21 protein-coding genes are annotated in these 20972 nt (G+C 57.9%); 9 read left to right on the top strand and 12 right to left on the bottom strand.

The genetic code is table 11. The features are described from left to right. Positions 1–118: 118 nt before the first annotated feature. Positions 119–1075 carry an alpha/beta fold hydrolase gene (locus OC450_RS14895; protein WP_262048166.1) on the top strand — a complete coding sequence of 319 codons (957 nt, stop codon included), beginning with the start codon at positions 119–121 and terminating at the stop codon, positions 1073–1075. On the opposite strand, the gene OC450_RS14900 is transcribed toward OC450_RS14895, so the two are convergent. Continuing rightward, entirely contained in the window at positions 1072–1599 is a 528-nt protein-coding gene (locus OC450_RS14900) for a GNAT family N-acetyltransferase (RefSeq protein ID WP_262048167.1), read from the bottom strand. The genes OC450_RS14895 and OC450_RS14900 overlap by 4 nt on opposite strands. A 138-nt stretch (positions 1600–1737) precedes the next feature. Between OC450_RS14900 and OC450_RS14905 the strand changes: the two genes are divergently transcribed. Then, the gene (locus OC450_RS14905) at positions 1738–2262 is read left to right on the top strand and encodes a hypothetical protein (protein WP_349643116.1); all 525 of its coding nucleotides are present in this window, start codon (positions 1738–1740) and stop codon (positions 2260–2262) included. A gap of 65 nt (positions 2263–2327) precedes the next feature. On the opposite strand, the gene OC450_RS14910 is transcribed toward OC450_RS14905, so the two are convergent. Beyond that, positions 2328–3266, bottom strand: a complete 939-nt coding sequence (locus OC450_RS14910) for a septal ring lytic transglycosylase RlpA family protein (RefSeq protein ID WP_262048168.1) — start codon at positions 3264–3266, stop codon at positions 2328–2330. An 802-nt stretch (positions 3267–4068) separates the two neighbouring features. On the opposite strand from OC450_RS14910, the gene OC450_RS14915 reads away from it, so the two are divergent. Next, complete coding sequence (locus tag OC450_RS14915) at positions 4069–4197, top strand: hypothetical protein (protein WP_008132129.1); 129 nt, start codon at positions 4069–4071, stop codon at positions 4195–4197. A gap of 32 nt (positions 4198–4229) precedes the next feature. Here the strand turns inward: OC450_RS14915 and OC450_RS14920 are convergent, their stop codons facing one another. Next, entirely contained in the window at positions 4230–4520 is a 291-nt protein-coding gene (locus OC450_RS14920; RefSeq protein ID WP_262048169.1) for a hypothetical protein, read from the bottom strand. Between the two features lie 151 nt (positions 4521–4671). On the opposite strand from OC450_RS14920, the gene OC450_RS14925 reads away from it, so the two are divergent. Continuing rightward, positions 4672–5262 carry a TIGR00645 family protein gene (locus OC450_RS14925; RefSeq protein WP_211386457.1) on the top strand — a complete coding sequence of 197 codons (591 nt, stop codon included), beginning with the start codon at positions 4672–4674 and terminating at the stop codon, positions 5260–5262. Positions 5263–5281: 19 nt separating this feature from the next. Here OC450_RS14925 and OC450_RS14930 read toward each other — a convergent pair whose 3' ends face one another. Beyond that, on the bottom strand, positions 5282–5599 hold the full coding sequence (locus OC450_RS14930; RefSeq protein ID WP_211386456.1) for a DUF1476 domain-containing protein: 318 nt from the start codon (positions 5597–5599) through the stop codon (positions 5282–5284). Positions 5600–5853: 254 nt separating this feature from the next. On the opposite strand from OC450_RS14930, the gene OC450_RS14935 reads away from it, so the two are divergent. Next, positions 5854–6078, top strand: coding sequence for a hypothetical protein (locus OC450_RS14935; RefSeq protein ID WP_211386455.1), 225 nt, complete (start codon positions 5854–5856; stop codon positions 6076–6078). Positions 6079–6215: 137 nt separating this feature from the next. Here OC450_RS14935 and OC450_RS14940 read toward each other — a convergent pair whose 3' ends face one another. Beyond that, positions 6216–6407, bottom strand: a complete 192-nt coding sequence (locus OC450_RS14940) for a hypothetical protein (protein WP_262048205.1) — start codon at positions 6405–6407, stop codon at positions 6216–6218. A 380-nt stretch (positions 6408–6787) separates the two neighbouring features. Further along, a complete protein-coding gene (locus OC450_RS14945; RefSeq protein WP_262048170.1) occupies positions 6788–7531 on the bottom strand; it encodes a DUF2786 domain-containing protein in 744 nt (247 codons plus the stop codon). Between the two features lie 197 nt (positions 7532–7728). Here OC450_RS14945 and OC450_RS14950 point away from each other — a divergent pair, with 197 nt between their 5' ends. Further along, the gene (locus OC450_RS14950; RefSeq protein ID WP_262048171.1) at positions 7729–8427 is read left to right on the top strand and encodes a hypothetical protein; all 699 of its coding nucleotides are present in this window, start codon (positions 7729–7731) and stop codon (positions 8425–8427) included. A gap of 124 nt (positions 8428–8551) precedes the next feature. Here OC450_RS14950 and OC450_RS14955 read toward each other — a convergent pair whose 3' ends face one another. After that, positions 8552–8839 (bottom strand): hypothetical protein, encoded by a 288-nt coding sequence (locus tag OC450_RS14955; RefSeq protein ID WP_262048172.1) that lies wholly within the window; start codon positions 8837–8839, stop codon positions 8552–8554. A gap of 141 nt (positions 8840–8980) precedes the next feature. On the opposite strand from OC450_RS14955, the gene OC450_RS14960 reads away from it, so the two are divergent. Further along, positions 8981–9742: a hypothetical protein gene (locus OC450_RS14960; RefSeq protein WP_262048173.1), complete on the top strand. Its 762-nt coding sequence runs from the start codon at positions 8981–8983 to the stop codon at positions 9740–9742. Between the two features lie 454 nt (positions 9743–10196). Beyond that, positions 10197–10328, top strand: coding sequence for a hypothetical protein (locus tag OC450_RS14965; RefSeq protein WP_262048174.1), 132 nt, complete (start codon positions 10197–10199; stop codon positions 10326–10328). A gap of 64 nt (positions 10329–10392) precedes the next feature. On the opposite strand, the gene OC450_RS14970 is transcribed toward OC450_RS14965, so the two are convergent. From OC450_RS14970 to OC450_RS14990, 5 genes are all read right to left on the bottom strand, one after another. Further along, a complete protein-coding gene (locus OC450_RS14970) occupies positions 10393–10866 on the bottom strand; it encodes a hypothetical protein (protein WP_262048175.1) in 474 nt (157 codons plus the stop codon). Positions 10867–11069: 203 nt separating this feature from the next. Beyond that, complete coding sequence (locus OC450_RS14975; RefSeq protein WP_262048176.1) at positions 11070–11345, bottom strand: hypothetical protein; 276 nt, start codon at positions 11343–11345, stop codon at positions 11070–11072. 139 nt (positions 11346–11484) lie between these two features. After that, positions 11485–11928 carry a hypothetical protein gene (locus OC450_RS14980; protein WP_262048177.1) on the bottom strand — a complete coding sequence of 148 codons (444 nt, stop codon included), beginning with the start codon at positions 11926–11928 and terminating at the stop codon, positions 11485–11487. A gap of 552 nt (positions 11929–12480) precedes the next feature. After that, on the bottom strand, positions 12481–13935 hold the full coding sequence (locus tag OC450_RS14985; protein WP_262048178.1) for a S8 family serine peptidase: 1455 nt from the start codon (positions 13933–13935) through the stop codon (positions 12481–12483). Between the two features lie 73 nt (positions 13936–14008). Further along, the gene (locus OC450_RS14990; RefSeq protein ID WP_262048179.1) at positions 14009–18913 is read right to left on the bottom strand and encodes a CHAT domain-containing protein; all 4905 of its coding nucleotides are present in this window, start codon (positions 18911–18913) and stop codon (positions 14009–14011) included. Between the two features lie 556 nt (positions 18914–19469). Between OC450_RS14990 and OC450_RS14995 the strand changes: the two genes are divergently transcribed. Then, positions 19470–20786: an alpha/beta hydrolase gene (locus OC450_RS14995; RefSeq protein WP_262048180.1), complete on the top strand. Its 1317-nt coding sequence runs from the start codon at positions 19470–19472 to the stop codon at positions 20784–20786. Positions 20787–20972 lie beyond the last annotated feature (186 nt).

Consider the following 20972-nt stretch of genomic DNA (forward strand, 5'->3'; position numbering starts at 1 on the left):
AACCGGTGCGAACAACACGAGGCTGGCCGCTTGTCCCGAGATTGCACGATTCTCGTCCGGCCCCTATCGTGGCACCTCATATTTGCTGACCAAACCCCTGAAACAAGGCGGAAAAGCGATGTCCTCCACCCGCGTGATCAAGGCCAACGGGATCGATCTGTTCATCCGCGAGGCCGGCCAGGGACCGCTGGTGGTGCTGTGCCATGGCTGGCCGGAATTGTCCTATTCCTGGCGCCACCAGATCCCGGCAATGGCGGCCGCCGGGTTTCACGTCGTCGCCCCTGACATGCGCGGCTACGGCCAGAGCGCGGCGCCGTCTGATGTGAGCGCCTATTCGATCTTCGACACGGTCGGTGACATCGTCGGCCTGGTGCAGGCGCTTGGCGAGAGCAAGGCCATGGTGGTCGGTCACGATTGGGGGGCGCCGGTGGCCTGGCACGCGGCGCTGTTCCGGCCCGACATCTTCACGGCGGTGGCGGGCCTCAGCGTGCCGCCGCCATTCCGCGGTCGCGGCAAGCCGCTCGACCTACTGCGTCAGGGCGGCGTCACCAATTTCTACTGGCAGTATTTCCAGACGCCCGGCGTTGCCGAAGCCGAGTTCGAGCGCGACGTCGCCCGCACCATGCGCATCGTGCTCGGCGGCCGCGGTCTTGCCGATCCCTCCGCGGCCATGTTCGTTCAGGAAGGCAAGGGATTCCTCGGCCACGCGACAACCGAGGAACCGTTGCCGGACTGGCTCAGCGAGACCGACCTGGCCTATTTCACCGAGACCTTCCGCAACTCCGGCTTCCGCGGCGGGTTGAACTGGTATCGCAACCTCGATCGCAACTGGGAGCTGACGGCGCCCTGGCAGGACGCGCAGATCCACCAGCCCTCGCTGTTCATCGCCGGCTCGAAAGACGCCGTCATCACCGGCCTGATCGGGGCCAAGCGCGTCAACGAACTCGAGCGCGTGCTGCCCAATCTGACGCGAAAGCTGATCATCGAGGGTGCGGGCCATTGGGTGCAGCAGGAGCGGCCCGACGAGGTCAACGCTGCGTTGCTAAAATTCCTGCGCGAGGCGGCCGCGCGCTAAGCCAGGTCCCTTCTCATAGCGATGTGCGCATTACCTGCCCGCCGCGTCTCTATGAAGCCGTGCCGCAGGTAAAACCGGCGCGCGGCCACATTGTTCGCAAGTACCGTGAGCGTCAGCGCTGCGATACCCTGCTGCCGCGCGCCGGCTGCGAGAGCGTCGATGATCTTCGTCCCGGCGCCGTGACCGCAATCAGCCGACAGCAGCGCGACGTCCACGATGTGCCAGCGCTCGCTTGCGCAATGGAGCAGCAGCCGGCCGATCGCGGTGCCGTTGCGTGTCACGATCAGCGATACCGCGCCCGGAAATTGCGCGGCATAGCCGGCCGCCTGGCTGCGGAATTGTTGCGCGATGATCTGGCTGACGATCGGGCCCGGCAATCCGGTCGCGGTGAATTGCCCCGTCCGCACCTCCTCGAAGAGACGCCGGATGAAAGGCTCGTCGAGCGGCCCTGCGGGCCGAAGCCGCAGAGCCGGATCGTCCGGGACGATGTGTAGCGCCGCGCCGTCAATCATGCCGTCGCGCACTCGATATCGTTCAGGAGAAGGACGGAAACATTCCCGCATAGGCGATACACCAGACGATCGCCTGGGTGGGCTGCGTGTCGGACCGTCGGCGCCTATCTCGGCTGGAAGATCATCCCGACGCTCCGCTACGACGCGGCGGTGACCTATTCGGGCATCGGCTATGACGGCACCGCCGGCACGGCCCAAGGCAATTTCAACGGCAATCGCTGGATGTTCGCCACCGGCTTCACCGGCAGCTACCGCTGGGCCAATTTCAACGTCGAGCCGTCCGCGAAGGTCTACGCGTTGTGGGAGCGGGAAAACGCCTATGTCGATTCCCTCGGCACCCAGCAGGCGGCGCGGACCTTCTCCAGCGGCCGCGCCTCGGCCGGCAACAGGGTCTCCTACCCCATACCGTGGCTCGATAGCGTGCTGCTGATGCCCTTTGCCGGCGTCTATGCCGACTACTATTTCACCCAGGACGACGCGGCGGCGATCGTTGCCGCCGGCGGTATTCCGCTGGCATCCACACCACTGCTTCAGGGCTGGTCGGCGCGCGTTACCGGCGGCATTGGCGCCCGGCTTGCGGGCGGATCTACGGTCGGCTTCGGTGCCGAGCTCGGCGGCATCGGCGGCAACACGCAGATATGGACCTTCACGGGACGGGCGCGCATCCCGTTCTGATCCCTGCCAACAATGGCGAGTCTGCCGTGCCGCGCAGCCAGCCGGTCTTGCCCGCCTGGTGTCGTTTAGTAGAGGCCGCGGCCGCTCAGGATCCCGCGAGCCTCGGCAGCGCCGCCATCGGAGACGTAGGCGGCGGACGCCGCGCTCCCGGCCGCGTAGCGGCCATCTTCGTCATAGGACACGGCGCGCGCGTTCTGGAGCGCCCGGCCCCGGCTGCGGCTCGAGGCCGACATCTCCGAAGTCGCATTGAGCGAAGCCATGTCGGCGGTCGTATTGCCGAGACTGTAGGGACGTCCCTCCGGCATCGGAACCTCGCCACGTATGGCGCCGCGGTTCGACGACGGCAATTCCGGCACGAACGGCCTGGCGGAGGCGACCCGGACCATGGAGGGTGACGGCGCCGGGACGCCGGTGCGCAAGGTGGCCATCAGCTGGCGGTCATCAGAGCCCTCGAGGGGCGCCCGACCGACATATTCGACACGGACCTTGGCGACGCCATTGCCTTTGAATTCAAGCAGTTCGGCGGCTTTGTTCGAGACGTCGATGAGCCGGTTGCCGTGATAGGGCCCGCGGTCGTTGACGCGGACGATCAGGGACTTGCCGTTCGACATGTTGGTTACCCGGGCATAGGACGGCATCGGCAGGGTCGGATGCGCCGCGGTCAGCGAGCCCATGTCGAACACTTCGCCATTGGCGGTCAGGCGGCCGTGGAAATCGTCGCCGTACCAAGATGCCATGCCCTCGGCACGGTAGTTGACGTCCTCCTCGGGCACGTAGGTTCGCCCGGCGACCACATAGGGCTTGCCGACGCGGTAGGTGCCGCCGCCCTTCGGGACAGGATCGCCCAAAGCCACGACCCGGGGGCTCGAGGACACGCCGTATTTCGGATCGACGCGGCTGGCGAATTTACCGGAGGACGCGCAATTGGCGAGCGCGAGGCAGGTCGCGACCGCGGCAAAACCGCGCGCGGCCCGCAAAACCGAATCTGACCGTCGGATCCCCATGCGCCCCAAATACCACTTTGCCGGAGGCGTACCCAACCCGCTTGGTTACGGGGAGCGCTGTCCGGTTCTTCAATCCGAGGCGGCCCACCACCGCGTCGGAAGCAGTAAGGATAACGCAACCCGAACACGGCGGAAATGGGGAGCCCGCAGCGATCACTCCGGCATGGTAAACGGGGCGTTCGCTTTCTCCCCGTTGATCTACGGAGCACAGGCACCCTGCTCTGTGCCACCGCTGGACGTTCTGTTGCGCCGAATCCTCACTCCACTCCCATTGTCGAGCCGCGCACTGGAATTCTTTTGACTGTGCAAGGCCGCACGCGCTTTCTCGCGCACAGGGCGGAATGGAATTGGACGATGATCGAGACGGTTTCGGCACTGATGGGTTTGGTAAGCGCGGGCATATTCCTGGCCCATGCGTTTGAAGGTTACCGCACGAGGGCCTGAGGCACTCGCGCGGGCGGCAAGCATCACCTCTTTCAAGACGGCACGTTCGGACAATCTTAATCGATCCGATCGAGCATCGAAGACGAGAGCGGCAGGTGTCCCATGCGCAACCATGACCTCGTATCCGACAGCTTCCTGGCATTGACCGCCGGCGGCCTGTTCCTGCTCTGCTCGAGCCTCGTGGCGTTGGCCTTCGGCTGAGCACCACTACCATCACTTTCCTTATTTCAAACACAACTAAACCGCGATGCAGCATGGGATCCGATTTGGATTACCGCGCTCCCATTTAGTTGATTGAATTCTTGCGTTCGGCGCCTCGACGCATTTCAAGAGGCCATCACCAACGAAGGTGACGCAAATGCTTGCTGAGAAATTTTTCCTGGTTCTTGAATCGCTGATCCGCGGCGACCGCACCTATCCTGACGGAAGTCCCCGGGTCATCAGCACATCCGCGCATGTGCCGGTAAAGCTGCCTGGTCAGAAATAGCCGGCGTCCACGAACTTCCCGAGCAGGGCCGCTCAGCGCAGGCCCAATAGCGAGCGGCGATAGGAGCTGTCGCGGGCCTCGTTCAGGCAGACGAAGCTGCCGTCGGAGCCTTGGCCGTACCGCTTCTGGCCTTTGCCGTAGTAGACGCCCTTCCTGAAATCGAGCCAGACCACCTGGTCGTGCGGGCAATGACGCTGCGCCAGCGCCTCGTAGCGAAACGGCGTCAGCGGCGTCGCCGACACCTCTGCGCCGCTTGCACAAGCCAGGATCGCGGCAGCGAGCGCGATCGCGCCGGGCCATTTGCCAAAACCGCTCCAAAACACGATGCGACTCCTCCCCGTCAGGTCGCCGCACGACGGCTGCCCGGCACGTTAGCACGAAACGGCACGGTCCCCGGAACGCATCGCGTCTTCCGCCGGCCATCGTGCCGGGTTACACGACAGCGAGATCTCTCGATGCGAGGATGTTGCCTGAATGTCGGTTGAGCCTGGACCCAAGTCGGACCTTCGCGCCGAGCCCCGCCCGCCCTTGCCGCGCCTGGCCCTGCTGCCGATGATCATCTTCGGCTCGCGCTGGCTGCAACTGCCGTTGTATCTCGGGCTGATCGTGGCGCAATGCGTCTACATCGCACTGTTCCTCAAGGAGCTCTGGCATCTCTCCTGGCACGCCCTCGATCTCACCGAGCAGCAGATCATGATGAGCGTGCTCGCGTTGATCGACGTCGTGATGATCTCCAACCTGCTGGTGATGGTCATCGTCGGCGGCTACGAGACATTTGTCTCGCGGCTCGACCTCCAGGGCCATCCTGACGAGCCGGAATGGCTCGGCCACGTCAATGCGAGCGTCCTGAAGATCAAGCTCGCCATGGCCATCATCGGCATTTCCTCGATCGCGCTGCTCCGGACCTTCATCGAGGCCGGCAATCTCGGTTCGAACCGGGCCGGCTATACCGAGACCGGCGTGATGTGGCAGGTGCTGATTCACCTCACCTTCGTCGTCTCGGCGATCGGCATAGCCTATGTCGACAGGCTCAGCGATTCCGGGACGCGGAAGCATGCGGAGTGAGGTCAAAGGCAGGCTTGTCTCACTTGTCCGCTTCGAGTTGCTGCAACGCCTGGTGCAGGCATTCCTGAAGCTTGGCCGCGACCTGCTCGCGCGCCACACCCCTGGCGGCAAGATCGCCTGACACCTTGTCCAGGACCTCGTCCATCGTCTGGTGCTCCAGATGGTCCGTTACCAGCGCCGTTGCATAACCGGCCGCAGCATCGCCGCCGAGGCCAAGCTGGCTTGCAGCCCAGAGCCCGAGCAGCTTGTTGGATCGGGCCGTGGCCTTGAACATGAGTTCCTCGTCGTGGGCGAATTTGGCCTCAAAGCCCTGCTCGCGCTTGTCGAACGTGGTCATGGTCAGCTCCATTGCGTTGTCGCTGATGGGATCGGACTGGCTGGAAGCGAACGTCTCCGTGTTCACGTCAGTTTAGGCACATTTGAAGCTTCCGGCGGAAGCCAAATGGCGTCAAGCCCGCAGCTGCTGCCGCGGACCGGGCTGTGCACCGCACGCTCCAGCTCCGCGCCAGCCAGGACGGCTAGGGCGGGATGTTAACCATTTGTTAAGCAGACTCAGCGCCGCATGGCGCGGGGGACATCGAGAGCCGACGCATGAACAGAGAGCTGCGGGAGTTTCGAAGGCTTGAACGGGTCTGCCTGGAGCAGGCCGCCCTCTCCACCATGGATCTCGCGCGTAGCGGGCTGCTCAAGGTCGCCGACGATTGTCGGATGGCGGCCGAAGCCATCGAGGCGCAACCGCCGCGTGGGGCATTGGCAGGCGCCGTCCACGCGCTCAAGCATGCCTTAAGCGCGACGCGCATTCCCAGCCGGCACTAAAGCGCGATGAGATTGGGATGAATCGTCATCGCGCTTCAGGTTCTTGTTTGAGCATGATCTTTTCGGAAAACCGCTTCGCACTTTTCCGGATCATGCTTTAGGCACCGAAAATTGCCGGCGCGACCGACCACGTATGGTCAGCCCTTCGCGTCCGCCTGTTCACGCGCAAGGCGTTCGGCCTTCAGCCGCTCCTTGTTGGCATAAAACTGCTTCTGCGCCTCTTCGTGATCGCGCATGGCCTTTTCGGCCTCGATGCGGCGCACCGCATCGCGCGCCTGGCGCTGTTCGGGGGTCAGGGGTTTGCGTCGGTAGGAAACGTCTTCAGTCATGAACCGACAACGCGGACACGGCAAAAGAGTTCCAAAGGAGTTCCATGAGTCGAACCGTCCGGCCGGCGTGAGCCAACCGGAATGTCCCGCTCGTTGAGGACATAATGGCCCGAAAACCTCAATCTGCCGGCGGCCTTCCAAGAGGGAATTCGGCCCGGCCGCCTGCCCGCGGGCTTCTCCAACAAAAATTCGAAAACAACCCCATGCACAGTAGCCGATCCGTTTCGGATCAAAACCCATTTGACCCGTCGGGCAAAACAGTGGCATAATGCCATTATTCCGAAATCGATCGGCGCATCGTCACTTGCCCCCAGGCTCGCGGATTTGACGATCGCTTGCCGTGCCCCAGGGCCCCTACCGTCAATCGAAAGCCTGGGCGTTCAGCTTCCTTTGGGAGCGGTCCCCGACTGCGACCCGCCAAGGCCGGGATTGATGGCCAGCGACGCGCCGGCGGCGCCGCCGGCTTCATAGGCCGTCATCGACACCATGCGGCTGGTGCTGCGCTGGGTTCGGATCCTGAGGTCGAGCTTGTCGAATTCCGCATCGACCACCGAGGTCTTGAGGACGACCAGCCCGCGGCCGGTGCTTTCGTTGACCTGATCGCGACTGGCCTTGATCGCCAGCAGCCTGTCCGCGACTGATGCCACCATCCCGAGCGCGAAGGAGGCATTGGCCAGATGGCGCTCCTGGTGCCGGAACCTGCTGTAGTCGACCGAGGTCTTGAAGCGGCCGAGCTCGGCGCGCACGGCGCCGTCGATCAATTCGGCCAGATAATGCGCGACCTCGACATCCGCGCCGAGACCGAAGAACACATAGCTGCTCTCGCCCGCCGCGTTCTTCTCGCGCCAGACCCGGCAATCGCAGAAATGAGCGATCGCGCCGATGCAGTCGTCCAGGGGAATGCGCTTCTTGCGATGGGTCTCAAAGACCCTCCGTTCGCACGGCGAGGCGCGCAGCTCGACGTCGGAGAGCGACAGATCGTGGCGATCCAGCAGCTCGGCGACCTTGGCGGCGGCCGACAGCGCCTCGTCCTCGGTGCAGCCATTGGCGATCGTCTTGGCGCGCAACGCGTGAATGCGGAGCTTCAGCTTGTCGAGCGCGGTTGGATTGGACGTCTGATTCACCGATCACCTGCCCGGGAAAGCCCAACCAACAGACCCCGGTCGGATCATACTGGCGGAAGGGGTGTCAACCGAAGGGCACTGGAATTGTTGTGCTATTTTGATTTTCTACGGTTTGACCCACGCCCTGCCCCACGTGCGCAAACCGGGCCACTATATCCATATGCTACAAACGCATGACGGTTCGATTCGAGAGCAGAATGCCAAAGCAGCCGATCTCCGGGGCAATTCCCGAAAGCCTTATCACGGAGCCCGCCAAAGAACCCTTCGACGTCTGGTGGCCAAAGTACGCCGCGGAGGTCGAAAAGAGTGTGACCGCCGCGGAGCAATATTTAGAGGTTCCGACCGCAACGATCTCATCGATCCTGCACGATCCGGATTACGTCGCAACGGTGAAGACCTATGCGGTCATCGAGCCGATGTTGAATGACCTAATCTCCACGCGCCGGCCACGGTCGGTTTTTGGTGTGACGTCGCAAGACGAAAGCGAAGAGAGCTTCCAAGGGTTTGTTGCGCGGCTGAGCATCTCAGGACGCACGGGGAAAGTGGCGCTAGCGAAAGGTTTGGGTCTGCTCCGACCGGATCAAGTCCGATTTATCGAAGGCGTCGCCAGGGTGAGGAACCGCTACGCGCATAACGTTCGGAACATGCACCGAACGCTTCAGGACATCCTCGCCGAAGAGCAGCAAGGCAACGGGAAAATTGTTGAAGACGTCACGGGCATATCTCTGAAGCTACCTTCCCCTACTCTCGCCCCGACTTTGAAGATGTTCATGTATCATCGGTTGGCCGATTATTTATCGGACGCGCTTAAAACGTTGAAGCCGCCTCCGTTGCCGAGCGGTGGTCTTCTGGCCGGCCTGGGCGAGTACTTTGGCCAGTCTCATCCGCCAAAGTGAACGTTGGCGCTTCAGTCGCGATCCTTCGCCCGTGGCGCCATCAATCCGATTTCGATCAACTGCCGTATCGCATCCGACACATTGGGTATCGGCCGCTGTTCATGGGATAGATTTCAGCGCGTGGCTACCGCCACAGCCGGCGAGTAATGTTGACCAAAGCTGCAAGCGGTACACCGACCAAGACGCCAAGGTGCCCAGTAATCGTTTCGAGAAACAGTTCCGGCAAGACACGCTCAACAACAGCGGGGAAAGCCGCAATAAGCTGGCCCTTGGACTGACAACCTTTTTTCGCATCGCCTAGAATCTCGGAGAGTTCGAAGTAGCGGCTTCGCCATTTACAACCATCGAACGAACTGCCATTTTGGTTCCTATGTCCATTGACCCGAACGATCTCGCCGAACTGATCAAGCATGCAGCTCCACCGCAAGCTCACGTCTCATCGAAACAATAAACGTAGCTGTGGGGCGGCTGCCAAAAGCTCGAGCGGCCAGCTGAGGCCGACGCATCGTGCCATGCTGCACGGTCGATTGCACGGTTGGCCGGAAGAAACCAGATGCCGAAATACGAAACGTTTCCTCGCGCCTACTTGCAAGGCTCCGAGATCGCCAAGGAGAGCCGTGTCACGCTTGGCATTCTCTCCGACATTCGAACGTTCGGCCACATTCGTTCGGAATTTTCCCAAATAGACTCGAAGGGCACGCTTGTGACTCCTGCCCCCGGATTCGTTTGGGATTGCCCAGAGCTAAATGAGGTTCTGGATGGATTGAGCGAACTTGGCTTGCTGTATGAGCAAGAACGCAATGACTCAGGCGACGAATTCGTACCCATCCATGTGGTCGACGACGTCCGCCCCATCCTTAGGGGGTACGTTGAACACGTTCGCACCGTCGCGTTAAGGCACGATCCTGGCCTAGTCCTCTATCTAAAGGTCAGAGGCTTCCCGGATGCCGTGCTGCACGGTGAACGTCACGACGTCGTCGGCTGGCACTATCATTATTGCGATAGGCATGGCAGGCGTTCGGATACCCTCCTCTCCTTCGACACCGGGCAGCCGTTCAAGCGGGATGACAAAGGCAACCCCGTGCCGCTCAGAGTCAATTCTCCCTTGTTTTGGGAGCGTCACGGCGTCAACAAGGCGAAGTTGAAAGCGCGTGCAGAGCTTTGGGGCGATGAGAAGCGGGAGAGCATATTCGAGGCAGCTCAGCCTGACTTAGATAGATTTAAACCCGTCGATTTCAGGCGTCCTGCGGACGACGCAACCGCCGTGTGGCCCCAAAGCGCGATCCTCAGTCCCCGTTCCCTAAGATCACGTTAAGGCCTTTATTACGCCTGTCTATTGTCTCCGGACTTCACGACCTCACCGCCTTCAACTAGCTTGCTCAAGAGCCGCGTGACGATTATGGGCCTTCCATCTAGTCCCCGAGGCATGCGGTCTGGGGGTCCCTGACCTGTTACACCGAACGTAGAATCGAGGCCAGATCAATGAAACGGCGGTTGCTTACGACAGGGTCTCGGACCCTTCAACGCCACAATATTAGCTGCCTCCGTCCATTTCGATGAAGCGATTGCGGGTCTAGCGTAAGAATCGTGCCCATTAGCGAGCGCGCGCAGCGGCGCGCTGACGTCCCTGACGCGCAGCGGCACCATGGCGGATCTACCCTCCGCCAAGCGTTATTGATCTCGCTTTGGACTTTGGTGGATCGGTTACCTGGTCCACGACGTGCTCCACGTTGCTACGCGCGGCCAGCTTCTGCCTCCTAGTTCGCACCATGAGACCCACCCGCCAGCCGAAAAAGTGGACGAGCAGAGCGGGCAGCGCAGCTGCCGACCCCGGCGATCAGCCGCATGGCGATATCCTCTTCGTCTATGCCAAGGATGAGGAGACCGCTGCCGAGATCTAGGACAATTTTGCCCTGCACATCTCCATCATCGCCGCCTCCATCGTCAAGTGCGACGTTCAGATCATCATGGTGCTGCCGAAAGTCCTGCAGTGATCTTGGCGGTCAGCGAGTATGAAAGTATAATGCTGGCCACGATGAAACAGACGATCGAAAGCCCGAACGAGCTTCTCACACCATTGTCCCATCTGCTGGCATGTTTTTCATGCTGCCGACCGCGCTCCTCTTCGCCGGTATAGGACATGTGGTACCAGAAGTAATTCCAGTGGTCGGCCATTCGCATCGAGGCGAACATCATAAAGGCACCGGCAGCCACTCCGACCGCATACAGCACCAGACACCAACCAATCACGCGAACGTTGCTGACATCGCTCTTACCCACCAAGGCAATTACAGCAGTCGCGGCACCACCATTGATGACTAAGCAGGCTTGAGCCGAAGACTTGCTGAAGTCATAGGCTATCTTTGATGCCTCATGACTCCGCGATTGTGCAAACTGGTCGTTCTCTTCCGCTTCGTATTTGGAGTCGATTATCGACATAGCAGTCCTCCCCCGAGTCGCCTCAGCACTTTACGGGCCTCCATAACCCATAAAAAGTTGCTCCATCCCACAATCCAAAGGCCTATCATCAGTGCGACCTTTACCAGAGCAGCGATGAAGCGCGTTGGCGCAAGCATACGGGAGCAGCCAGCACGGACATCGAACTCACTAAGCACGCAGAGACGTGATAGACGAAAGAATTGTCACGCCTTGACGTTGACGACGTGCCAGATAAGCAGCAAATAGCCGCCAACGAAAAACAGCCAGCCGAATAGCGCGAGCCACTTATCCCGCTGCAGATCACGACCCCAGTGCATATCGATCCCGCGGATTCGAGTGATGTCCGAACCGCTCACGACCTGATAAATTGCTAGGTCAAGTGATTGCAGCCACAGCGAAACCGTCCGGTTCATCTCAAACTGCGAGTACATAAGCAGGATCGCCCCTACCGACTGAAATACAATTCCAAACCCTTCCATCGTGTTCCCCAATTTAGCGGTTCAGTCGCCGTCAAACTTCTTTCGCTAGGTCCGGCGAACGCCTGGCCTTAAATGCGCTAACCTGCGCTGACGGGCGTCTTGCCCGACCGGAAGTCGCGAATTCTTCTGCATTGTTCAGCTATCGGAAGAACGCGAGAGCCTGCTTTTCACCGACTCGCTTTGGAAGTCCCTTTGCTTCCGCCAAGGACCGCACCATTGTCCTAGCCCAGCTGCGGCTAGCATCCATAGTGTACTCCACGTGGTTCAATACATCGCCGATCGTCTTCACGATCTTCAACTTCGACGGCTCTGCTCCTGACTGGCTCGGGTTGCAGCCATCGCACCAAAACATCAAGTCGCCACTACCTCGATACGCACTTGCCCTTGTGGCTTTATTACCGCAGTGCGTGCTGGCGCAGTCGATCACGTAGGGCTTGGCCGTAAACTTCTTTGCCAGCGCACCGAACTCTCTTGAGTGCTTAGCCTCACGATAGTTTTGCGTATTCCAGCGCGCCCAGTCCGGATACTTGAGCAGCACCTCCTCCGTAGTCTTTCCCTCGTATTTGCCTGACTGGAAGCGCACCTGTTTCTCTCCCTGAGCCCTGTTTCATTGATTTAGACCGACCGATCGGAGACCGCCCGATTCTCTCATGCATTGCCCCGGCCCTGTTGATCAACAACCTACTTAGTGTACGCAGATCGTGTCCTCTGGTTCAGCCCGCAAGATCGCTAGCAGCGCCGCCGATTTCTGTGACCAGTAGACTGATGCGCGTTCCGCTCAACTGACCGTGATTCGCAAGGTAGCGTCTCGCGTTGAAAGGAAACGGGGACTGCGCCGTGGAATGAAAACAAGATCAGTTAAAAGATCCAGTAAGATCAACGGCGTTAGGAGGAAGCTGCATCCGCCAATTCGCCAGATGATTTAATCTCAGTCAAGGTTGGAATAAATGACGACCGGTGCGCGGTGGATCAACGCTAGCACATGCACTAGTGCTGCTAAGCACTCCCCCTTCGTTTAACGTCGCTTGACCCGTGTTGCTGCCACTCCCGGCCGACGCTCAAAGCTCGCCACCAACTTCAACATCTTGAATGATAGCCCGAGAGCGGAAGGCAATGTGACCTGCCCACCTGAGCCCTATGGTGCATTGACTAGTCTTTCCGCCTCAAGTTGCCCCGCCCCGCAAGGGCTCGCACAGCGTTCATTAGCCACCGCGACCGCCGTCGATATCAGCTTGCGCTCGATCAGCTCTGGTTTGCGTCGCCATTCCGGATGTTTCGCAAGTGCCAGCGCTAGTGCTCCGGTCACATGCGGCGCTGCCATCGAGGTACCTTCCTCAGGCTCGATCCCTTCGGGATTGATGGGGCTTGTCTGAATAGTGCTCCACACACCCGCCGGAAACTCCGCGAGCTTAACTTTCATGTCGCCACCGGGCGCCATTATTGTCACTTTTCCATGGTTTGAATACCAGCCTAAGCGGCCGTCTTTGTCGGCCGCGGCGACGGAGATTACCCCGGAACATCCCGCAGGAGTCGTGGCGTTTACGTCCAGTCCGTCATTTCCAGCAGCCACGACGACAACCGTTCCCGCGGCGCGTATGGCAGCCAGCGCATCAATCATCAGACCAGCCTGCTCTGCTGTGCACGGAATTACGCCGCCAAGGCTCAGGTTAATAATGTCCGCTGGCCGCTCGTTGGGAGGAACACCATCAACAGGCAAGCCTGCGGCCCATCGCATGCCATCGACAATGTCGACGAGTGATCCTCCACAGGTGCCTACCGCTCTTACCGGTATTACCGAAACGTCCCAATTTATCCCGGTGATCCCCCGCTTATTGTTTGATCCGGCCGCCCCTACTATGCCCGCGACGAGCGTCCCGTGCCACGAGGGAGCTGTTTCTCCTGCATCGATACAAGCCAAACCTGGATCCCGCGGGTCCGGGCCACGGCCAGTTGCAGAAACAAAGTTGTATCCTGTGATCACATTTCCCGAGTTCACAATGTCGGGGTGGTCGGCAACCAATCCGGTGTCAATAACTGCAACGACTACGTCCTTGCTTCCCGTTACAGATTTCCAGGCGCCAACAGCATTGATACCCACTGGAAGTTTTGAATAACTCCAATGAAGTCCTCGAACAAATGCGTAATCGTCCGGAGTTCCAGGATCGCCAACTGACTGAGTACGCAACCAGCCTTCCAGCGGTCTTACATCGAGAGGAACGCGCGGCGGACTTCGATTGGTTCTAAGGATCCAGTTCGGATGAGCATAGAGGACCCGACCATCGCTCCTTTTGATGTTGTCTGCTGTCTCACGCAACAACTGAAGTTCGAACGCACTGTCCTTTGCAGCGTCTCCTCGTACGGAGGTTGGTAACTTGATCTTGACTTTCAGAGCAGAGGTGCCAATTTTTTGCAACCGCATATCTTCGACATCGTCACCGCGCACTTTAAGACGTCTCGCAGCCTCATTCAGCTCTTGAACAGCCTTCTCTCTCGAAGCACCAGACGTGTAACCGATGATGAGCTCGCCGTGCTCGAATTCTGGCAGTGTCGTTTGGGCGATCGTTCCGCTGGCAATTATCACGCCGACCACCAGACCGGCTGCGGTTAGAAGACAGCTGAGAGAACATCGCATTCAATTCATCTCCGTTGGCCCGCAATAGTAGCTAGAACTTGCCACTACCAACTAGCGTTAGCGGCCCCCACATAGCGGGATGTGCAAATTCGCTGAACTTTGGAGATAACCTAACTTTGTTTACGGCGCGCCGCAGGGCTTCGGCTCGGTTAATCGGCACAGGAAGCGCGCTCCCTGATTTGAGCTCTTGAAACGTGGTTGTTAGAATATCTACGGCCGCCTCTGAGTAAACATGCCAATAGGAGACCAACAACGAACGTGCACCAGCGAGGAAGAACGCTCGTGCAAGGCCCGATAGAGCCTCTCCCTGCGCCGTCTGACCGCTACCAGTATTACAAGCCGACAAAATTACCCAATCTGCATCCAGTTTTAGCTCCACGATCTCCGAAGCAGAGAGAAACCCGTCATCTTCCGCCGTTCCATTCGATGGCGGTGTGAGCACTAGGCCCGGCTGCGCTCCCTTTGCCCCATCGCTCGGCAGGAGCCCATGGGTTGCAAATTGAACGATTCCATAACCAGCTAGCTTTCCACTGCGGCTCAACTCCTTTACTGCCGCTTCAGTGGCGTTCATTCCAAGAAAAATGTCGGAGTTAACAGCATCGAGACTCTTTCCGACGGCGCAGAGCTCGTCGGCGGTTTCTGGCAACGGTTGCAAACGGCGCAGCGCATTCAAATCAGCTGCCGCCCCTTCTCCACGCACAACGAAGAGAGTCCACGCTGCCAACTCTGAAGACATTTCCTTGGGCTCTCCAGTTCGCTCCCGGCAACTCTGCCTGGCCCAGGCTGTACGATCGGTGCCGTCTTTTCCACTCAGGAGTGGATTTCCGAACCCAAGGAACGGATGTGCCGCTCGGCTTCGTTCGCGCACCTGTGTCAACGCAGCAAGCGATGGCAATACCGTGATCGCGTGTTCCGCTCCCAACCATTTAACACTCCGATAACCAGCAATCGTCGCAGGTAGGTCCTCGCTTGGCGTTTCGGTCACAAGTACTCCAAATGGCAATTGCGCCAATGGATCGGGTACAGAGACCAGTAGCTGCTTGCCTTCAATGAGATCCTGCACAGGTTCAAGAAACCGCTTATACAAGCTGTACGCCACACGGAGATTGAAGGGGGGGAGGCCCTGCTTCATGCCGCCCTTTACCAACGACCAACAGGTCTCAAAGCGTTCCTTCTGCTCGCTCTTGAACACTCGTTCGTTATCTGTGCGGTCGCTGAGCTTTGCCCACTCGTTCCAATTGGCTTTGTCTAATCCGCAACGCAGGGTTAGGACCTCGTTCACCAATACCTTGCGATCCACCTCTATTCGTTTGAAGCTCGGCCTACTGCTCCTAGTTACGACCCATACAAACGCCTCGTCCGGAGCGGTGTCCACGGCGGCTGATACATAGATGAAGATCAACGCCTGATCCGGCGAGAGTTCGGATTGCATCCTTTGCAAGCTTACGGGTTCGGGGTTCAAAAACGCCGCGAATTCTGTGTACTCGTGATTCCGCGATAGCACTTCGTCAATTTCGCTTAAGCGCGCTTTTATCGTTACGAGCTTCGTCCTAAGCAATTCTTCTTTGGCGGGAGTTCTTTCGCCAGAAGCTCTGCCAAGTGCGTCCATCACACCGTTGTCAACCGCGTGCCACTCCCGCTCCAGGTCTTGCCTTTCGCGAATGAGGCCTGCATAGGACGAACCACCACCTGCGTGACGAGCGGCCATATCTGCAAATGCCGACGACGCCTCGGTGCTCGTAGCCCTTTGCGCAAATTCGAACATTGCATCCTCCAACACTTTCGCGCGGGAATGATCTTGTTCAGCTAATCGAATCATCGCTTTCAACAATCGATTGAACGTGACATTCAGATCGCCCAAAGCCAACTGATCATTGCGCGTCAGCGACCTATCTACGTCAACACCAGAAATCTTGCTCTTCTCGACCTGAATCGCTATTGCGCGAGATAAGGACTCGAAGGTCTCAAGCCATTTTCCTTGCACAGAGTACACGCGACCAAGCAAACGGAGGGTACTCGCGACCAAGCGGCTTTCCGGGCCGAAACTCTCCTCTCGAATTTTCAAAGCCCGGCGAGCCGCCGATTCTGCTTCCGCGTAGCGCTTCTGGGCGATGTAGGCCCTCGCAATATTTCCCAGATCAATAGCAACCTCTGGATTGCTCCCGCCGAATTTTCTCTCGTCGATGGCCATGACCCGAGCAAACAGCTCTTCGGCCTCCGCAGGTCTTTCAATATCGAGATACAAGGATGCCAAGTTGCTGAGGGCCACTCCAGTGCTATACGACTCGGACCCAAACACCTTCTCTTTAATAGCTAGCGACTTTTTGCAGACCGGCTCCGCCTCAAGATATCGTTTCATATCGTCGTAAAGTGGGCAAAGGACATCCAAGACGTCCGACATCGATGAGCTATCAGGCCCGTCCGTCTTCTCCATGATCGATCGAGCCCTGATTAGAAGCGGCTCAGCTTCGTTGTACCGACCCGACTTATAGTAAAAAGACCCGAGATCCGACAAATCCTCACCAACAGCATTGTCATCCAAACCAAATACGCGCTCGTCGATTACTATCACTTCCTTGAGCAGAGGCTCGGCCTCATCGTTCCGTCCTTCGTCTTTGTATAAACGAGCCAAGCCAGTCAGCGTATCGCTCACACTTGAGCTGTTACGACCAAACGCTTTCTCTCTAATCGTTAGCGCCTGCTTGAATAGCTGCTCGGCCTCGCTATTTCGGCTTTGGTCGAAATAGTTCGAGGCCATCGAGGCTAACACTTCAGCAACCGCAGCTGAATTCGGGCCATTCACTCTTATACGGATATCCCGAGCACGCTTGTACTGTTCGTCTGCTTCAACGTACCGATCGAGATTATTGTACAGGGTACCTAAAAGGAGCAAATCAGCAGCGACTTCGGTATGATCGGGGCCATACTTTTTCACATCAAGGAATACAGCCCTCTTGCACAGAGCTTCTGCTTCTCCGAACCTGTCCATGGCGTTGTATAGCCTAGCTAACCCGATCAGACTGACAGTCAGCGACGCGCTATCTGAGCCAAAGATCTTCTCTCTGATCTCCAGCGCTTGTTTGTAAAACTGCTCTGCTTCGCTATAGCGCTCCTGATCTCTGTAGATTGCTGCGAGACCGTCCAGGTCCACCGCTAGCGACGGATGCCAAGCCCCGTAAGCCTTTCTATTGATGGAGAGCGCTCGGCTGTACGCCTGTTCCGCATCCGCGTTTCTATCGATCGAATAATAGAGGCTGGCCAACCTCTCTAGATTCGAAGCAACTTCGGGATGATCGGCGCCGAACGAATTCTCGCGTATGGAGAGAGCTCGTTTGAGAAGCGATTCGGCCTCATCTAATCGATCCTGATCATTGTAGGCCGATGCTAGATTTTCAAGGTACTGCGCTAAGGTAGGGTGGTTCCGCCCGAGAATCTCTTCGTCGAGAACAAGCGCTCGCTTGTAGAAACCTGCCGCCTCGGAATTCCGGTCCTCGCGATCGTACAGAGCCCCCATTGAATTGAAGAGCCATGCAACCTCAATAGTCTTCGGACCTAGGCGCTGCTGCAAAATGATCATCGCCCTTTTGTACTGGTTTTCTGCGTCCCTAAACCTTCCTTCAGAGACAGCCATTCTCGCAAGTGCTTCAAGCGAATAGGCAACGCTAGGCGCGTCTGGACCGTCGACTCTCTTTCGGATTTCAAAAGCACGAGAGAACAGGTCGCCCGCCTCCCTATTCTTTTCCAGCGAAACATAGAGCCAACCCAAACTAGCGATCGAATTTGCCAAGTCGCGTGGATCCGACCACGGGACACTCTCGTATATCTCAATAGCTCTGCGATAAAGCGCGTCGGCCCTATCGAACTCTGCCCTCGTAATACAAAGTCCCGCAATATACGTAGTTGCAGTCGCGAACCATGGGTGCGCATCGCCTACCGTCTGCTTGTAGATTTCGGCCGACCGGTCAAAAGCAGCCTGAGCATCGGAGTACCGCGCTTGAGCCTTGTAAATACTACCTAGCTCAAGCAGCGCCGATGCAATGGTCGGGTGGCCTTCATGAAACACACTCTCACGAATCTCCATGGTTCGCCTCAAGAGTTGCCCGGCCTGTTCGTATTTGCTCTCCAGACGATAGAGATTTCCGAGTCCCCAATTTATCGAGGCAAGAATCGGATGTTGGTCGCCCAACGACCTTTTAATAATGCTTGCGGCTTGCCGGTATAGACTTTCCGCCTTGGAGTAGTTCCCGAGCTGCTTGTAGACGCCTGCTAGACTGCTAAGTGATTGCGCAAAGTCAGGGCTATTGGGACCCAAACGTTTGGCAAAAATTGCGGCAGCCCGCTCGTAGAGCCGCTTTGCGCCATTAAAATCACCTTCCGCGTAGCGCAAGCTACCCAAACCCGACAAAGACAGGCCCACATCGGGGTGGAGCTGCCCGAGCTTATGTTCTCTTATCGTCAGCGAACGTTCATAGTGGGTTTTTGCGTCTTCGTGCTGGCCCAAGCTGTCGTACAGCGATCCGAGGCGATATTCGCTCTCCGCGGTCTCAACTTGATCTCTGCCGAGGGCGGCCTCTCTAATGGCCAAGGATTGCTTAGCGAGCGATAGACTCTCGTCGTAGCGCCCCGTCGTTGTAAAGAGCCAAGCAAGACCGCTCAACACCTCGGCTTCGGCCAACTTACTCGCCGCAGGATCTCCGCGAACTTCATTGAGAGCCCGGAGATAGGTCGACTCGGAGTCTCGGTATCTCGCCGTCCCGTGATATATCCTCGCAAGTCGCGCCAATACACGAGCCAGCGGAGCACCACGCACATTCGCGGTTTCATCCTCTGTCACGGCCCGCGCGGCCGCAGCCTGCGCCTCGCGGAATTGCCCCTTCGCCTGATAAAGCCAAGCAAGATAGCTCAATTGTTCGGATTTCAGAGCTGGGTCGCTCAACCGGATTCGCCTCTCCACAGCAGCGAGTTGGAGCGTCAAGGCTCTGTCGTAGTCTCCTTGCGTTGCAGCGTCTTCGGCGCCTTGTCGCAGGTCGAGTGGCTGGGGCGACCGGCGAACATGATGATGGATGGCGGGATCTCTTCTGTGTGATCTCTCGTTCGACGCAAGAGCTGCTTCGATGGAGAAGCAAAGCGAAAGCATAATCGAAATAGCTGGCACACCCGAACAACGGACTGACCGCAGCAAACGTAACGACACGGACCTTAGGTCTCGCGCACGATCGACCAACGCAGCAATTCGACGCAATAGCAGAGCACGGGCCATCATGATGCACCGCAAAAAAACGGCAGCCAACTGCGGCTTGAACTAACTTTTCGGCGAGTACGAGATCGTCGGTCAGAACATACTAGTCGGTAAGAACACTATGAGTAGATCTATAGTAGATTGTTGCCCACTCGGCAACCAGACATGATAGCCTGGTCCATATTTCGGTGCCGGCCACAAATCACCGCTCCTCCCAGACGGAACGAGCTCCCCAATACTGGAGAACTAGACAGTGTATCGACCTTTGACCTACCTGGTGCTCTTTTTCCTTTCCTACGAGCCTTGCCTGGCACAAACTGAATCAGCAATCACTTCCTCACAGCCTTGTATCGCCGTCCAAACATCCCTTGATGCCAACGTTAAGGCTCGCATCGAGACGCTGAACAAAAGGGCCGCCGATATCAAATCAAGCATCACCAACGCTCAGCTAGAGAGCCTAGAACGAAGCACTCTCGAAAAGCAGCTTGTGGAGGTTCAAGAGCAATTACTGACGCTCCTCTTTGAGCAAGAATGTGCGCGATCGGATTTCAAAATACAGGTCTTGCGAGGACCATCCGATCCGCCACCGGCCTGGGTAGATATAGCAACATTCTTCGCGACCAACCGCAAGCCAACTGGCAACGGCACGCTCGATACGTACTTCGGCCCCGATCGCCAACAGACTCTTCAGTACGGAAAAGTCGTTGTTTCCATCCCGACCAATCGAAAGCCTGGCGACTTAAATCTCCCGAAGATGTGGAAGCTTGAATTCAGCCCCGATCCTCGCAAACATTTCGTCCTGAAAGACATTGTTTCTATTAGCTCAGACGGTATTCAACACGAACTTGAGTCGTATCTTGCGAGCAGTACGAAACGTTCACTTCTCATATTTGTGCACGGATACAATGTTGGCTTCTCTGACGCTGCGCTGCGAAGCGCTCAACTCGCACATGATCTCGCGTTTCAAGGCGCCACACTATTTTTCAGCTGGCCGTCTGCCGCGACCGCAAGGGGCTATTGGCATGACGAAGAAGCTGTCCAACTTTCCGAAGCGGCTTTCGATGAGTTCTTAGACAGGATCGATAGCTTTGGCTCCGATGACATCTTCCTAATTGCTCACAGCATGGGGAATCGGCTTGTTACAACGGTACTGGCTAATCGCATAGCTAGAGGGAAGCCAACGCCACATGTTCGGGAGATATTGCTAGCAGCGCCCGATATCAACTCAGAGCTTTTCCAAGAAAAAATTGCCCCAGTGATCGCCGGAATTGACACACATAGAACTATCTACGCTTCGAGTTCGGACGTCGCTTTGCGCGCTTCTAAAATTGTGCATGACTACCGTCGGGTGGGCGAGACGGACGGCGGCGTCGGAATCTTCCCGCAATTTGAAACTATTGACGTCTCGGCGGCGGCCCCGCTCATCAGATCTTTTGGCCATTCCTACGTCGTTGATAGCGCTGATGTCATCAAAGACATCGCTCAAACATTGACAGGGCAAATGGGCGCCGATCAACGAAACCTCTCACGCCTAGGCACCCCACCGAATATTTGGTGGACGATAAAATAGCAGGCGCAACCTGGTATTGTGTGTTTTGGCATCTTTAGCGGGGGTGACGCCGTGGAGCAAAAATAAGAAAACATCGGAACGCTCGGGAAACTTAGGCCAACTTGGCGGATGCTGTATCCGCCAACTCGCCGACTGTTTCAATCCATAGAAGCTGACCTAGCTTGCGGCGCACGACTCTTTATGATG

Source organism: Bradyrhizobium sp. Bra78, assembly GCF_024519855.1.
Taxonomy (GTDB): Bacteria; Pseudomonadota; Alphaproteobacteria; order Rhizobiales; family Xanthobacteraceae; genus Bradyrhizobium; species Bradyrhizobium japonicum_G.

Excerpts from the sequence above, each read along its gene's own strand:
- OC450_RS14915 (WP_008132129.1), top strand. The coding sequence starts at position 4,069 with ATGCTTGCTGAGAAATTTTTCCTGGTTCTTGAATCGCTGATCCGCGGC.
- OC450_RS14975 (WP_262048176.1), bottom strand. The coding sequence starts at position 11,345 with ATGGAAGGGTTTGGAATTGTATTTCAGTCGGTAGGGGCGATCCTGCTT.
- OC450_RS14925 (WP_211386457.1), top strand. The coding sequence starts at position 4,672 with ATGTCGGTTGAGCCTGGACCCAAGTCGGACCTTCGCGCCGAGCCCCGC.
- OC450_RS14910 (WP_262048168.1), bottom strand. The coding sequence starts at position 3,266 with ATGGGGATCCGACGGTCAGATTCGGTTTTGCGGGCCGCGCGCGGTTTT.
- OC450_RS14935 (WP_211386455.1), top strand. The coding sequence starts at position 5,854 with ATGAACAGAGAGCTGCGGGAGTTTCGAAGGCTTGAACGGGTCTGCCTG.
- OC450_RS14940 (WP_262048205.1), bottom strand. The coding sequence starts at position 6,407 with ATGACTGAAGACGTTTCCTACCGACGCAAACCCCTGACCCCCGAACAG.
- OC450_RS14965 (WP_262048174.1), top strand. The coding sequence starts at position 10,197 with ATGAGACCCACCCGCCAGCCGAAAAAGTGGACGAGCAGAGCGGGCAGC.
- OC450_RS14895 (WP_262048166.1), top strand. The coding sequence starts at position 119 with ATGTCCTCCACCCGCGTGATCAAGGCCAACGGGATCGATCTGTTCATC.
- OC450_RS14930 (WP_211386456.1), bottom strand. The coding sequence starts at position 5,599 with ATGACCACGTTCGACAAGCGCGAGCAGGGCTTTGAGGCCAAATTCGCC.
- OC450_RS14970 (WP_262048175.1), bottom strand. The coding sequence starts at position 10,866 with ATGTCGATAATCGACTCCAAATACGAAGCGGAAGAGAACGACCAGTTT.
- OC450_RS14950 (WP_262048171.1), top strand. The coding sequence starts at position 7,729 with ATGCCAAAGCAGCCGATCTCCGGGGCAATTCCCGAAAGCCTTATCACG.
- OC450_RS14955 (WP_262048172.1), bottom strand. The coding sequence starts at position 8,839 with ATGCTTGATCAGTTCGGCGAGATCGTTCGGGTCAATGGACATAGGAAC.
- OC450_RS14960 (WP_262048173.1), top strand. The coding sequence starts at position 8,981 with ATGCCGAAATACGAAACGTTTCCTCGCGCCTACTTGCAAGGCTCCGAG.